This window comes from [Clostridium] aerotolerans DSM 5434, from assembly GCF_000687555.1.
Classification (GTDB): Bacteria; Bacillota; Clostridia; order Lachnospirales; family Lachnospiraceae; genus Lacrimispora; species Lacrimispora aerotolerans.
The window spans coordinates 138,390-154,248 of the sequence record NZ_JHWJ01000006.1 but is presented as its reverse complement, the minus strand read 5'-3'; the positions used below and the strand labels follow the sequence as shown (position 1 = coordinate 154,248).

Here is a 15,859-nt window from a genome sequence, read left to right as displayed (position 1 = left end):
ATACCCTCCCATAAATTAAAACGTTGAAAGAAACAGATTTTTTAACTCTGGTCTTTCTCTTTTTCTCCGCTCCCAAAGAAATAATTTCTGCGGTTGTTGTATCTGGCAAACAAGATAAACAGGAGAAAAACCAGAGATGTTATACCCACCATGAAAATCAGCAGACGGTTTTGAGAGGTTAAGTCCTTGGAAAACCGTTGGAGCATATTTCTGTGATAATCAAAATTTTTCTCATAAGTGCTTGGAAGAAAGCTCAAATCCTGTTTCTTTTGATTGAGAATCAGACCTTGATTTCCATACGTCATTAAATCCTTTTCCATCCAGTAGCTGTGTTCCATATCCCACAGGCTTTTTAAAGGAATCCTGGAGCTGCGGCAGGCATTGATCTTTGACAGGATTTCAGATGGATCCTCTTCCATGGAAATCCACACTGCAGTGGAATAAGCGGAAACATAGCTTGTACCAAGATCGTCAAGAGCCACAGAACTGCCAATCCACTGATGACCGTCTTTATAGACCTCATTGGTGTTCCCCTCTGAAGGATCAAGATAAGGATCCTCCTCGTTAGAGGTGACGATCGTCTTAAAATGCCTCATGATCTCAATGGTATCCGGGTGAAATAACCAATTACGGGGCACCTGTAAGGCAAGAGGATACACTCCCTGTTTGTTGTAGATCGCCAAGGCCTGAGCCAGATAATCCAGAACAACATTTTTATCAAAAGGATTCATCTGATTGATGGGGGCATTGATAATAACTGCTCCTCCATTTGCCTGGGCATACCGAAGAATCTCACAAAAGCGGACCATAGCCGGATAATCCCCGTTCACATACATGGGCATGACTGATATGACAAATGGTGTCTTTCCTTTTACCAGCATTTTAACCACGCCCATCAGCTTCTCTGGATCCTCATAGGGGTAGACCTTATTAATTACAATATATTGAGGAAATATATTGGGGCTTCCATTAAAGGGCCATTTCCACTGGGCTACTTCTTTTATGAATACAGCCTTTATCAGTGGATCATCGAAATCCGTTACCGGTAAATGAGTCAGGGCTCCTTCTCTTGCACAAGCATATCCTTCTTTTTCACTTACAATAAGACTTCCATTTTTATAATTATAGCTTTTTAAAAACAGAAAAAATGGTTCCTTTGCCATGCTGGTCCGCTGGGTCAGGTCATCAAAGTTATAACGAATCTTACCCGTTGTACTATTGATGTACTCATAAGCCTGGTCTCTTCCTGTCTGATCAAGATAAGCCTTTAAAAATTCATTGCCAACAAAAAAGATATGACCCCCTTCTTTCGTCTCCCCGGTGTGATTCTCCTCATACACTCTAAGCTTTTCTGGAAATTCACTGGGGTACGTGGTGATATCGTAGCAGATAACATAAGAGAATTTATTTAGATCATCCATACACTCAGCAGCAGTTCCATAGCTTACTTTAAAGCTTTGATACGTGAGAATCTCAACCATATCAGAGACCATCTTCCCCGTATTTTTATCAGAACCGTCACTGTAAATAATGAGGATATCTCCTTTTTCTATCTGCTTATGATCCGCGGCCCAAACCGCTGACTGCCAGTATATTGCGGATAAGGCATACATGGCAAAACAGATCAGCCATCTTTTACACATCGTATTGAAGTTCATTTTCTACCCTTTGCTTAAATTGCATCATGTCATCTCCAAACTCTTCTCTGCTGTATTCCATGCTGGCCATTTTTACTTCTATCTTAATGGCATGATCGGCAATGTCAGAAAAAGCATCCCTTTCTGAAATCCGGCTTCGCAGTCTCCCCATAGCAATTTCGCTTCCTTCCTTGTCACAGGTCATGATAATTGCCAGACTTCCTTTGTGATCGGTAGAGTAAGTCTTGTCCTCTACCCGGACGGTATCGGATACAATCTGAGCCAGACGCTGTATCACCCTCTCATAATTCTGGCGTGACAAAATGCTTTTAAGCTCTGATTCGTATTTAAGCACAATGACCATGAGGGACAGGGGAAGCTTGTTTCTTTCTGCATAGGATACCTGAATATACAGATCATGATACAAGCTTCTTAAGTTATATAGCTTTGTAAGTGGATTCACCATGACCAGCTCCTCCACCTGCTCCCTTAAGATATCATTTTCCAGTTCCAGTTTTCGATTGCCGGAAACAAACAAATACATGGCTGCTACGGATAGGATAGGAAGGAATATCCACACAAAGCTGATAAGTGGAATTTCCGTCTCATAGGCGAGAAACAGATAGAGGCGGTAAGCCGTATAAATGAGGACCTCCAGACCAGACAGCACAATGGACAGACCAAACAGCTTAAAGCCAGTGAGAAGTAGTGCTCCAAAGATAAAAAGAAGCATAAGCACTGCTTCAAAGAGCAATGGTCTGGGCGTGTAGCTCACGGTCAATGCCCCTGTAAACAGACAGGCGAGCAATAAGACCAGCCCCAGATCCTGGAACAGATAGCCATACGATTTATGCTTTGTCATTTGTCCTCTTTCCTCCTATTCTTCCACATCTAAGGGAACCGATTTCATACTTTTAAACTATTTTTATCTTATGCTGCAGCTCCGCAAACACACAATACGTCATAATATCAAGGGAAAGTCCCACCAGAAAGGTTCGCTGAACCATTTCAGCATCACCGCTGCCAATAATCACGATGATTGACTGGGATAACAGCACCCCTAAAACAGTAATAAGCATATCTAAAAAAATGGTGTTCCTCCGATTTTCTCCAGGCCGAATGGAATACCCTTTAAAAAACAGGAAGAAGATAAACCCCGTAAGCACAACAAGATAACCAATGGTCTTAGGCGCCGACATCAGCTTAAAGGTGCTCCAGCCGGACCAGAAAAGGCTCTTCGCTTTTAAGGGCATACCCGCAGAAATTTCATAATTTCCGCAGCTTCCTCTTCTGATATCCATTCCTGCTCCAATGGATACATCAATCATTCCTAACATGCTTCCCGGATGGCGCAGATAATAGACGGCTATGTCAGAAGCAGAGTATTGATCCAGAAATCCGTGGTACAAAGAATCATCTCCTGCCTTTACCAGGGGCAGATAATCGTAGGCCGAGGAATCGGTCAACAGCTCATAAGAAGGATTAATCCCAAATTCCTCAAGGGTTTCTGTTGGATTAGATGATACGAATAATACCCCTCTTGTCATTGCATGAAATTTACTGGTCTCACCGAAATCAGACGGATAGATGAAAATACATAAAATAGAAATCAGACTGAGAACAAAAGCAGTTCCTATACAGCTAACTCCCCAGAGAAAGCTTCTTCTTACAAAAAGAAGCCTGATGACATATATGGCAAATAAAAAACCAAGAACTGCACATTGGCGTCTGGAGCTGACTAAAATAACTGCAGAGAATAAAAACAGCATCAGACTTAAAAAATCCCGGTAGCCGGACCGTTCTTTTTGAAATGACATAGAGGCACCGACGCAGTAAAGCATTGCAATGAGCCATATGGCTTCCGGATAAAAGGAGTTAAAATAGGTTACGTATCCGATATCAGAAAATATTACGAGACCGGCTGCCGCAATCAATGCTCCCTCAGTAAATTGTCTCACCCGCTTACATACCTCCCGGATCAAGAGATACACGGCTGGAAGATAAAGGATCAGATAAAGAAGTCCTAAAAACCGGATATCAAAATAATGGTCTCTTGTAAATAAATAATCCAGAGATTTTGCTATCCTTAAAATAATTACCTGGCTGTTTATAGTCTTGCCCGGTATATCCTCACCCGATGCAACGGTTGAGTAGGTTTTTATAAAATAATTGTTATAAATGAGGTCCGGCTCTTTTTCCATATAATAAATACCAGCTGATCTCATCACCTCATCGGTAGAACCATCTCCTGCCACTCCAAGATAATTGGGTAAAAAGAGAATGACGGAAGCAATTATCCCAGTTATAACCGTAACAAGAAGAGCCAGTCGGGAAGGGGAATACCTGCCTTCCATCTTAAAATTCACATTTCTTAAAAATCCCCTGATTTTACTTAGAAACGTCATTAATCTGGTAAGATGCCTGGCTGCAAATGACTCTTCACGATTCTTCATGCTGTTTCTCCAAAAGATTATTTATTTCCACGTTATACCTGGGACGCTGTTTTACTTCTATATAAATCTTTCCGATATAAGTTCCTATGAGGCCAACCGACAGAAGCTGAACCCCGCCGATAAACCATATGGATAAAATAATAGAGGTCCAGCCTGCTACCACCCTTCCCGATAAATAGGAATAAAACCCATAGATAGCTGCCAAAATGCTAAAAAGCACAATCAACAGGCCAAGATTCGTAATCATGAGGATTGGCTGAATGCTAAAGGAGGTAATACCTTCAAAAGCCATGGAAAGCATCTTGCTTAAAGGATATTTGGATTCACCGGCAATCCTTAATTTCCTGTCATACGTAACGACTGCGGAACGATATCCAATTAAGGGAATGATTCCCCTTAAAAAGAGATTCCTCTCCTCATAACGGGAGAACACCTCTACTGCCCGTTTAGACATGAGCCTGTAATCTGCATGGTTGTATACAATATCAATCTTCATTGCCCGCATTAACCGGTAAAAACCAAGGGCGGTTGTCCTTTTAAAAAAAGTATCGGTATCTCTTTTCTTTCTGACTCCATACACAATATCATAGCCTTGTATAAATTTATCAACCATCTCTTCTATGACAGAAACATCATCCTGCAGATCAGCATCAATGGATACGATCATATCTCCGTAATCCTTTGCCGCAAGAAGACCTGCTGTAAGCGCATTTTGATGACCACTATTTTTAGTCAGCTTTAATCCATAGACAAAGGGAGACTCTTTGTGATACCTCTCTATGATATTCCATGTCTCGTCCTTGCTTCCATCATCCACATATAGAATAAAGCTACTGCGTGCCACCTTGCCCGCTTCCACCAGCCTTTGTATGATGTTGGTCAATTCCTTATTGGTATATGCAAGTGCTTCTTCTTCGTTATAACAGGGTACTACAATACAAAGTCTGTTCATACACGGCCCCTCTTTTGCTTCAAATTCCCGGCTTCCGTCAAATTAAATAGATTTGTTTTATTTTGCCACATATTCTCTGTAAAATACTCTATAAATACATAAAAAAACCAGTGCCAGGAATTCCATCCTGATACTGGTTCATCTTCTATCTGTTTTCGGTATTAAATTAACTATGAAATAACATCTGTAACCAGAAATGGCTGCTTCTATTTTACTTGATGTTCTTCCAGATTATTATATTTAGAACTTAAAACAATGATATCAATACGTCTGTTGCTTGATCTTCCTTCTGCTGTTCCATTGTCTGCTACCGGCTTATATTCTCCGTAACCTACTGCAATCAGCTTATCCGGAGGGAAATTGCATTTGTTAATGAAAAGCTTTACCACGTTAACCGCTCTGGCAGTGGATAATTCCCAGTTGGAAGCATAGGGACTCCGTCTGATGGGAGTATTATCTGTATGGCCTTCAATACGTATGTAGTTATCTGTTGTATTCAGAATACTTGCGACTTCAACCAAAGTATCCTCGTGTTTTTTTATCTCTGCACTTCCCGATTCAAACAGTACCGCATTGTTTAACCGGATTACCAGACCACGCATGTCAATCATGGTGGAAGCAGACTGGTCCATACCATCTGAGTGGATTTTAGTATCAAGCTCTGTCTTTAAAGCTTCCAGTTTTTTAAGTTCATATTCTCCGAAAAAGCTCTCAAGCTCACTTTTTGTTTCAATATTTAAGGGGCCTCCGCCGCCACCTCCGCCGCCACTGCCACTACCACTTCCTGACCCATTGCCAGTATAATTCTTATCCATGTTGGCTGCGGCGAACTGTTCTGACATCTCCTGTGCTTTACTGGCATCAATCTTACTAACCGCAAAAAGTACAATGAAAACTGCCAGGAGAAGGGTCATTAAGTCGGAATAAGGCAGCAGCCAAGCTTCTCCAGCTTCCTCTTCCTGATGTGCATGCTTTCTCTTTTTTGACATTCGTAATCACCTTATCCCTTTTTATCTTGTCCGTTAATTTTTTTCTGTGTAGATTTCGGTAAAGAGGCAAGTAATTTCTCTTTTAAAATAAACGGAGAATCTCCATTCTGCATGGATAAGATACCTACTATAATCATTTCTTTTGTCATTATTTCCTGCTGGCTTTTAACTTTAAGCTTTTTCGCAAATGGATTCCATAATACATAGCCTGTAAAGATACCTAAAATGGTAGCAATAAATGCCGCAGAAATCGCTTCCGCCATCTGGTCAGTATCATTAATATGGGACATGGCTGCAATCAGACCGAAAACCGCACCCAATACACCCAGGGTAGGAGCATACATACCAGCTGAGGAGAAAATACTTGAATTGATTTCATGACGCTTCTCGATTCCCGCTATTTCCGTTTCTAAAATCTCTTCGATCAGCTCAGCTCCAGTACCATCGACTAACAATCGAACCCCTTTCTTTAAAAAAGGGTCCTGAATCTCTTCTACCTTAGCTTCCAGGGATAAAAGACCTTCGGAACGAGCCTGCTTAGATAAATTATAAATTAAGTCGATCAACTCAGCCTCTGATGCTTCCTTCTTATTTGTAAAAAGGATCTTGAACAAAGAGCCGACTGCTTTTAAATTTTTGCCTGGAAATGAATTTAAAATCGTCGCGATGGTGCCAACAATAATTACAAAAAAGGCTGCCGGATTTAAAAGTACAGCAAAATCAATGTGCTTAAAAATCATCGCTCCAACAACAGCGACAACTCCGACGATAACGCCTAGGATGGTAGTTAATTCCATAGTTTCTCCTTTGTAAATACAGTTTAGTTGTTATATATGTGGCTAAACTCAGTAATTCCAATGTGCCGATCCGTTCTAGTATAATATATTTGTTACTAATCTTGTGTTAAATAATCGTTAAATCTCGTTTTTTAACTGTTTTTTCGACACTTTAACACTATTTAGCACTAATTGTTTGTCGAATGCAAAAAAACATCTGAACTTTGGATCAAAGGCAATTACATGCTGCCGTCATAGATTTTATATAGTCTACCACATTTTAACTTTAAAACCAATCAATTCCTAAATAATTAATTATTTCACAAATTACATCAGATCAAAAACCTCCATTCTATGGGAAATTCTTTCTTAATCCCATGGTCCCCTTGCTTTTAATCAGGATTTCTAAATCAGACTGACTGCCCTCCATAAGACACAAAGTTTGAGTCCTATATTTGCAAACTGATTTATTTTTTTAATCTCATGTATATTATATCGGCCGATTACCCGTATTTCAACAGGGAAAAAAGAGGAATATTTTGTCATTTATTGTATTATTTTGGAAAATGGTTACAAATCCTGGTTTTTTTCCATATAAATGGTCCCTCATAAAACATTATGTATTTTTAAGAGAACAATTTATTTCATTCCATTTCCTCTTTTTTCCAGTTTCTTCTTATTTAAATAGTATCTTTTCTTTCCGCCTGTCCATTCCCCACATCAGTTATCTTATCTGCCCCCATAATCAGGCTTTCCTATAATAGTTTCTTTATTAAGATTTTATTTGAAAGGATACGTAACCTCAATATTCATTTACAATTGATTGATAATATGACCAGATTCTTACTGGCGGCTTACTGGCCGCCTTGGAATACAACTCGATCAGTATAAAAACTGCTGCAATGAAGGAATATCTCCCCACTTGCAGCAGTTTTTATTAAGGTGAATCGATGTTACAATGAGTCTCAAACTATTCCACCATAAAATCAGATACCCCAATATTTTTAAGCGTAATAATAGGTTTGCACCAGAAAGACTTGCAACAATTTTCAACCATTCTTATTTTTAAGATATAAAAGCCTTCGTATGGTACGGAAAATTCAAACTCTCCCCAGCAGTTAATGGGAATCCAAAACAATAAAACATCCGTATCATCACATCTCTTATATAGCTTTACATCCCATTGATGAGACTTCTTGCATCCACAACCCCAGATACATCCCTTTATGATGCAAGGTTTAACCAGGCATTCCTCGCAAACCGGGCATTCCGGACAAGCGGGACACTCTGGGCAGGCGGGACATTCCGGGCAAGTCGGACAGACTGGACAGGGCTCTGGTGTCGGGCAGACTGGGCAGGCTGGACAGGGCTCTGGTGTCGGACATACCGGACAAGCAGGGCAGGGTTTCGGTGCCGGGCACTCTGGGCAAGGCTCTGGTGTCGGGCAGACTGGGCAGGGCTCTGGTGTCGGACACGGTTTGGGTGTTGGACATTCGGGGCAGGGCGTAGGTGCTGGGCATGGCGTAGGTGTCGGGCAAGGCGTAGGTGTCGGGCAAGGCGTAGGTGCCGGACAGGTTGGGCAAGTCGGACATGGAGCTGGCTGTTCCGGGGCTGGTTGTTCTGGAGCAGGTGATACAGCCTGACAATTCACTCCTCCGACAAAGGGATAAAAATGAAATTCAAACCCGCTGTTTGCATTGACCGCAAAGGATCCTAAGGCCGCATTGCCGCTTACATGGCCTCCTGTTGGGTGGGCGTGGAACATGGCCTGAGGTGCCAAAATGCTTCCCCAGATATCAGAGGATTTCTCCATATAAATATTTGTCGCATCCTCAAACACATACAATGTATTACGCGCCTTACTGCTCTCTCCGTAAAGACCGTATTGCAGATGTGCATTAGGGCCTGTTCTCAGCCTTACGATTACAGTACTACCCTGTGGAACTTCTGCACGCAATCCTTTGTTAATCAAACCATTGGGTCTTACATCCACAAGAAATACGTTCTGAACAGGATCATTTCCCCTTAAAATCCATTCATAATTGTTATCTATGACGGAACCATTGGGAGTTAATGCTTCAATACAGCTTTTATAGTTTCCAATGCTTTCTTTTGCATCACTAAAGAACTTCTGTAAATTGGCATTTACTCTGCTTGCAGGAATAAACCTTGGAACATCATAGCTGGGGACCACATAGTGATCTCCCTTATCTGTGGGGGTCCAGTATTGGCTGCCCCCATTGGCCTGATATAATTCCTTTAATCTCGGTATTCCATCTGTGTTGCCATCTTTTCCTATTAAGTAGGTACTTCCATTGCCTGCACGGAATCCACCGCCGACAACTACGTGGCCAATAACAACCAGAGGTTTCGTCATTGATACGTTACCGCCAACTAAAAAACGTACCAAATCCGGGGAGTAACCGATTTCTTTGAAACGGCTGTCTCTGGCAAAGCCAACGCTTAAGCCCCTTGGGCTGTAAAAACTTCCGCCAATCGCCACAGGCCCCTCAATATCCACTATGTTATTGGCATCATTAAATACAATAACATTAAATCCGGAGGCAGGACCAAAGGGCTGGCCTTCTACATTAAACCAGTTTATATTATCATAAGGTAAACCAGTGCTTACCATGGTTTCATTTGTGTAACTGTTATTATCCATATGAACTCCTGAAAACTGCCTGAAATGCAACTCATTTTTATTCTTAGTTCAGTTTATTCGTATGAAAATGGTTCTGTGCGATTTTCTATTCAATTGGACATAAGTTTATGAAATTTTTTTCATATTATAACAAGGAAACTTGTTCTAAATGGTTAAAATCCTCGCTTTATAAAACTGTTTTTCTTGTCAGCCTTGTCTGTATTGTATCATTTCTTGTCCTTTCAAAAATCAACCCCCATGCAAAATTAAAAGAAACAGCTTGCCATTAGATAAGCCCTTCTCTCCTGGCCTTTTCCACCGCAAGCATACGGGATGAAACTCCTAATTTCCCATAAATACTAAGCACATGAGTTTTCACAGTTGCTTGTGAAATACAGAGTTTATCTGCTATCTCACGATTGGTAATTCCCAAGGACAGCTGACCTAATACTTCATGTTCGCGAGCAGAAAGTATTTCCGCCTTACCGGCTTCAACCTTTTGATCCTCACAAATTCCAATGATATCTCTGAGAAATGATGTTTCAGAGGCTGTTAATAAACTCCTGTCCGTTGATTTGTTGTACATATCCTTAAGTATTGGTAACAGTGTTTCTCGGTCTAAATAAAAAGGCATAAGAATACGTTCTTCCTGTGCATAGTGAATTGCTTCCACCAATAGGTTATTAATCTCCCGCCGACTTCCTGTTTTTTCTGGAATATGACATAACATATATATTTTTTGGATATCAGCTTCTACAAGACGAAGCTTATTATGTTGCAGGCGGGTATACATCAATAAGTCTTCCGTTTCTTTCAATGCCTCCTGGGTTTTATTGCACTTAAACAGAATACGGGCACGCAGCATTTTCATAAACGGCTGCTTTTTATACTTTTTTGCACCTTTCAGTTCATTTAAAAAATCTGCTGAAATATTGTCCGAAAGTCTTTCGGAACAGGCAAGCTCATGAATCAGACGTCCCAGATTTAGCATGCTGTAATCAGGATATTCTTGTAAAATTTTTTCCACATAGACTGCTGCTGTATCATTATCACCTTGAAGAAACTTCATTTCTGCCAGATGGTATGCTAAAGTTATATCAGTTATACCCACATGGATATGACGTTCCTCCATTAATTGCCTGGTCTTTTCTAATAAATCACCTGCCTTATTAAGCTCCATTCTTCTCATATGAACTCCGACCAGGCCGAAATAATAATTGGTCTCTATTCCTAATAAGCCCTTAACCGGTCTAAGACTCTCTTTTGATTTGGAATAGCAGATAAGGCTGTCATTCAGCCGTCCGACTTCCTCATAAACCTGACCCAATTGATTATAAGCAAAAAATTTAATAAACTCATTGAAACCGGAAGCAAGTTTAATACCTTTTTTGATACAGGCTTCTGCTTCCTCGTATTTCATATTTTCCAAATAGACACCAGCATTTTCAATCAAAAGCATAGCTTTTGCCACGGAACCGAAAGGAATACGGTCGATCTGTTCATCAGTCAAAGCAGTATACTGAGGCAGAGTTCCATCTTCATTGGTAAAATAGACTCGTACAAAGCTAACAATACTAAATAGATCCGTCCCTTCATATAGTTCCTTGAATTTTTCGTATATCACTAAGCAGCGTTCCATGTTTAAATTTCCCAGATTGTATAAAAAACACTGGGCTGCAAGATCAACATCCTGAAATAAGAGATCTACGGGAACTTCATCAAGATAATTCCAAGCTTCCATCTTGCCTTCCATCAATTTTGCTATACGTAAAACAGCTTTATAATTACCGGCTGCAAAATGTACCTGTATGGCTTCTTCATAATCTCCCTTTTCTTCAAATGCCCCTGCTGTCATTTGATAGCACTCTGCTTTTTTCGCTTCAGGAAGGGAAAGAAATTGCTGCTTTAAATAGTCCGACAAAATATTGTGATAACGGTAAATTCCATGTTCCTCGTCCAGGCAGATAATAAACAGATTTTTTTCCGTAAATCCTTCCATCATTGCTACAAAATCCTGTTTTGAGAAATCAGGGAAAATCTTTTTGCAGATATCTTCATCAAAATAAGAAAGATATCCCGTTTTTATAAGAAAATCCTGTTCTTTTTCCGTTAAGGAATGAAAAATCTCACGTGTTAGATATTGGGAAGCAATTCCTCCTCCGGCACGCAGCAGCTGACCGGAATACTTGCCTGCTGCTTTGGCAGCGGCTGCAAGCTGAAGACCACCAATCCACCCTTCCGCATATTGGTTCAACTGATTAAGTTCTTCATCACTGTCCGTCAACTTCATGGTTTCTTTTAAAAATACAATACCCTCAGCTTTTGATAGCTGCATTTGTTTTCCGTCAATAAACAACAAACGCCCTGAAACTGCCAGCGGCCCCAGATATACTGGTGGATCCTCTCTCGAAAGCATGAAGAAATGGAAATTAGATGGCATGGATTCAATAAAGAATTCAAACGTCCGAATGAGTGAAGTATCCTGTATCATATGGATATCATCTAGTACCATGTAATACGCTTCTTCTCCCCATAACTGGTTAATCAGCAGAATTAATAGACTTTCTATATTTGCAGAATCTGGATTTGTTCGCATCAGATTTAAAAGATTTCCATCATCCTGTAAAAAGGGACTTACTGCCGCAGTAAAATAAAACCAAAAGGAATAGACATTGGTATTCGTAGAGTCCAAAGACAGCCAGCATATGTTTTTAAGCCCTTTCTCCTGGATAAATGACGAAAGCAGTGTGGTTTTACCAGTTCCGGCACCACCGCTTAGAAAAATAACATTCATATCTCCACAGAGTGAAAGCTTATCAAATAACCCTTGACGCACAATATAGTGTTTACGGGGTGCCGGTATTTTTAATTTTGTAGTAAGAAGTAATGTATCTGAAAAATGCTCCATTGTTTGTTCACCTGTCATTTATTTAATACAACCATTGTAATCCAGTCCATTGGCTTTGACAAGATGCGTCTGGACCTCATACCCTTTTTATATATTTCATACGCAACATGTAGCAGGCAATTACAAACAGAACAAAAGAAAATGAAATTACATATATCATGCTGAACCTATGCTGATATGCCTCTCCCCGCTCCATGTATTCAACGAAATTCATCAGCTGTTTCTGAGGCAGCAGCTTAATCATAATGTCCAGTACCGCATTTTTCTTGCTAAATAAATAAAAGGTTCCTGCAAGCATGGAGGTCAATACGCTAACAGACCTACCAAGCATGGATGCATTATCTGGCTTTTGAATCATTGTATATAATAAAAGCGCAAAGGAAATCCCCATAAAGATGAGTACTACCATCAGACCAGCGTATTCAAGAAGGGAAAATCCAATGTCAAAACCGCAGTACTTTAAGACTATCAGAAGAATATATTCCGGCAAAAATAGAGACAGGCAATAGAAGCAATGGGCCAAAAGATAACCTACAAAGGATACCGGAGCTGCTGTAATTCTGCGAAGCTTCCCCTGCTCCTTATCATCTGCAAAAGCATATAGACTTCCAAAAATCATCAACAAAAGAAACATCATCATAAAGCCTATTATATTGGCGCCAACGCCACGGGCAGCTTTACTATCCTTAAGTTTGGAATTAGGATTTTTAAGCAGTTGAAGCACCAAATTTTTATAGCTGTCATTTCTCAGTGTTTCAATTTCATAATCCCCTTTTTGTGAAATGGTTACGTAAGCATCGTATTTTTGCTCCACAAGTGCTGAATGAGGTGGTTTCACTGTTGAAACAGTAACACTAAGTTTTGACGAACTTTTTGGTAAAGTCTCCCCGGATTTGTCAGTTACTAAAACGATACGTCCTTTTACCTGCTGTACCTCTGTCATATGGACTGCCAGAACCATGGAAGCAAGGGTAAATATGGTCAATAAAATGAAGGAAGCCATTCGGGGAACGGTTCTTAAATAATTGTTTTTTAAGGTAGTTAAAAAGGTTCTCATATATAATCCTCCGTTCTAAAAAACAGGCCACATCCAAGTGTCATAAGCGCAGAAAGTATGGTTCCGCTGATAAATACCGGCCAGAATAGCCTCAAACTGTTGTCACAAGACAGGATAAAAAAAGCTTCATTCAACCATTTAACCGGTGACAGCTTTGTTGCAAAGGCAAGAACTTCCCCCATTCCATCTAGAGAAAAGAAAGTGCCTCCCAAAAAGCAAAGAATACTGATTGCCAAACTAAGCAGTGTACTGGTGGTTTCTTCACAATGAAACACACAGCAAAAAAAGATTCCCAAAGCGGCTGCTGCAAATTCCACCGGTGCCATTAAAAGCATGAAAAAAACCGGATTCCTGCCAAGGCTGACATTTAGAAGGGGACACAGAACTATCAGCAGAAGCGAATGCAGGGTATAATTAAATAGAAAAGACGAAACAATTTTTGACACATAGATTTCAAAATTTCTTGCCGGTGAATAAATAATCCTTAAATTGGGCCTCTTAATGTCTCTCTCCATAAAGCAGTTGGAAGCAGTCATTGCCCCATTTAACATTCCATAAATCATAAGTGAAATAGTGTAGTATTGATACGCAGTCTTACCGTCAGCATAATCTCCTCCACACAAATAGCCCAAAATTAATATCATTAGTGCTGCAAATGCAGTGTTGTATCCTACCAAAACAGGATTTTTAAATAAGTTCCTTAAATCCATCGTTAAAATCGAAATGAAACGTCGCATATTATCCCCTCCTTTTTCAATCACGAAGTTTTCGGCCTGTAAGCTTTAAGAAAACCATCTCAAGACTTGCTGCCTCGCTTGTTATATTTCGTATCTTTTCTCCATGATCGCTTAACAGTGATATGATGCGGTCAAGATTCTCAATTCCCTTTAGGGAAGTAATTTCGATAACATTGCCATCTATTTTTACAGACCTCACCCCTTCTACTGCAAAAAATTCATCATGCCCTATCCCCCCATGCTCTTCTACTTCGATGATATACTTCTTTTCATTTTCAATCTCCTCTTTTAAGCTTTCCTTGGTTCCCTCTGCAAGAATCGAACCATGGTCCATAATAATAATGCGAGAAGATATTGCCTCCACTTCTTCCATGTAGTGAGTCGTATAAATCACTGTCATCCCCTGGCTTTGCAGTTTTTTAATGGAAGAAAGAATGTGATTACGGCTTTGGGGATCAATTCCCACCGTTGGCTCATCCATAATAACCAGGTCTGGGTGATGGGCAATGGCACATGCAATATTAAGACGCCTCTTCATGCCACCGGAAAAAGTTTTCACCTTATCCCTTCTGCGGTCATTTAATCCTGCAAATGTAAGTGCTTCTTCTACTGCTTTATTAAGACGATTACCATAAAGCCCGTAAAGAGAAGCAAAAAATCTCAGATTCTGCTCGGCACTTAATTCTTCATACAAAGAAATATCCTGGGGGACAATTCCGATGGATTGTTTGTAACTCCGTAATATTTTACTGATTTTTGTACCTTTAAATAGAATCTCTCCTCCGTCACTTCTAAGAGCAGCCGTAAGGATATTTATAGTGGTACTTTTACCTGCACCATTAGGCCCTAAGATGCATAGCACCTCACCTTGTCGGATATAGAAGCTGATTCCTTTTAAGACACTGGCTTCTTTAAAATTCTTTTTTAAGTGATTGACTGTCATAATCGTATCCATTGTTTAATCTCCTTTTCTTTTCTTTGGATATCATACGGAATTATGACAATAAAAAAATCAACCGTTTGGCTGATTTAACCGGTTGATTTTTAGTTTAGAACATGATGAGTGCTTGGCATAATCCTGAAAGGATGAATAATCCAATGATGGCCCAAAAGATCCATAGGGATATCCTGACAATCATTTTAAATATATGTTTCATTTCTATGTCCTCCCTGCTGCTATGTTAGATTTTCATTGCTTTTTACCATCATAGCAGACAAACTATGCCATAAGAGTGTCAGGGTTTTAAGAGATGGTTAAAAAAACCGCCAGAGAGCTTTTACACTCTTGACGGTTTTACGTGCTTAACCATTGGCATTTTATGTAATGCCTGTTTCATAGGGAGACTTCATATGTTCTTCTCCCCATTGATACAATAACTCCAAAATTGGTATCATTGTCTTCCCTTCCTCTGTCAGAGAATATTCCACACGGGGAGGGACTTCGTTGTATTGCTCTCTGTGTATCAGGTTACTGGCTTCCAGTTCTTTCAGCTGGGTACTTAAGGTTTTATGTGCAATCGGTTGTAGCTCTCCACGTAATTTATTATATCGTACAACACCTGCCTGATAGATTTTCCACAGAATGATCCACTTCCATTTCCCCTCCACAACTGACATCGCATAGTACATTGGGCAATTTCCGTAATTACTATTAAAATCCGACATTCTTCCTCCATGCTCACTAATTAGTTAGTATCTAACAATAT

Annotated in this window: 12 protein-coding genes; all 12 read right to left on the bottom strand. The window is 40.1% G+C overall.

Going from position 1 to position 15,859, the window contains the following annotated elements; genetic code table 11:
- Positions 1 to 41: 41 nt before the first annotated feature.
- Positions 42 to 1,643: a DUF2334 domain-containing protein gene (locus T546_RS0110670; RefSeq protein ID WP_166429815.1), complete on the bottom strand. Its 1,602-nt coding sequence runs from the start codon at positions 1,641 to 1,643 to the stop codon at positions 42 to 44.
- Positions 1,636 to 2,499 carry a GGDEF domain-containing protein gene (locus tag T546_RS0110665; protein WP_026891603.1) on the bottom strand — a complete coding sequence of 288 codons (864 nt, stop codon included), beginning with the start codon at positions 2,497 to 2,499 and terminating at the stop codon, positions 1,636 to 1,638. The genes T546_RS0110670 and T546_RS0110665 overlap by 8 nt, the downstream gene beginning before the upstream one ends.
- 52 nt (positions 2,500 to 2,551) lie before the next feature.
- Positions 2,552 to 4,090, bottom strand: coding sequence for a glycan biosynthesis hexose transferase WsfD (gene wsfD, locus T546_RS0110660; RefSeq protein ID WP_026891602.1), 1,539 nt, complete (start codon positions 4,088 to 4,090; stop codon positions 2,552 to 2,554).
- A complete protein-coding gene (locus T546_RS0110655; protein ID WP_026891601.1) occupies positions 4,077 to 5,042 on the bottom strand; it encodes a glycosyltransferase family 2 protein in 966 nt (321 codons plus the stop codon). Before T546_RS0110655 ends, wsfD begins: the two co-directional genes overlap by 14 nt.
- A 206-nt stretch (positions 5,043 to 5,248) precedes the next feature.
- Entirely contained in the window at positions 5,249 to 6,031 is a 783-nt protein-coding gene (locus T546_RS0110650) for an OmpA/MotB family protein (protein ID WP_026891600.1), read from the bottom strand.
- 11 nt (positions 6,032 to 6,042) lie between these two features.
- On the bottom strand, positions 6,043 to 6,828 hold the full coding sequence (motA, locus tag T546_RS0110645) for a flagellar motor stator protein MotA (RefSeq protein WP_026891599.1): 786 nt from the start codon (positions 6,826 to 6,828) through the stop codon (positions 6,043 to 6,045).
- 949 nt (positions 6,829 to 7,777) lie between these two features.
- Complete coding sequence (locus tag T546_RS24620; protein ID WP_026891598.1) at positions 7,778 to 9,472, bottom strand: collagen-binding domain-containing protein; 1,695 nt, start codon at positions 9,470 to 9,472, stop codon at positions 7,778 to 7,780.
- A gap of 265 nt (positions 9,473 to 9,737) precedes the next feature.
- The gene (locus T546_RS0110635; RefSeq protein ID WP_084326340.1) at positions 9,738 to 12,377 is read right to left on the bottom strand and encodes a LuxR C-terminal-related transcriptional regulator; all 2,640 of its coding nucleotides are present in this window, start codon (positions 12,375 to 12,377) and stop codon (positions 9,738 to 9,740) included.
- Between the two features lie 58 nt (positions 12,378 to 12,435).
- Positions 12,436 to 13,416, bottom strand: coding sequence for an ABC transporter permease (locus tag T546_RS0110630; protein ID WP_026891596.1), 981 nt, complete (start codon positions 13,414 to 13,416; stop codon positions 12,436 to 12,438).
- On the bottom strand, positions 13,413 to 14,153 hold the full coding sequence (locus T546_RS0110625) for an ABC transporter permease (RefSeq protein WP_026891595.1): 741 nt from the start codon (positions 14,151 to 14,153) through the stop codon (positions 13,413 to 13,415). Before T546_RS0110625 ends, T546_RS0110630 begins: the two co-directional genes overlap by 4 nt.
- Before the next feature lie 16 nt (positions 14,154 to 14,169).
- Positions 14,170 to 15,108 (bottom strand): ABC transporter ATP-binding protein, encoded by a 939-nt coding sequence (locus T546_RS0110620; protein WP_026891594.1) that lies wholly within the window; start codon positions 15,106 to 15,108, stop codon positions 14,170 to 14,172.
- A 362-nt stretch (positions 15,109 to 15,470) separates the two neighbouring features.
- Positions 15,471 to 15,818: a winged helix-turn-helix transcriptional regulator gene (locus T546_RS0110610; protein ID WP_026891593.1), complete on the bottom strand. Its 348-nt coding sequence runs from the start codon at positions 15,816 to 15,818 to the stop codon at positions 15,471 to 15,473.
- Between the last annotated feature and the right edge of the window lie 41 nt (positions 15,819 to 15,859).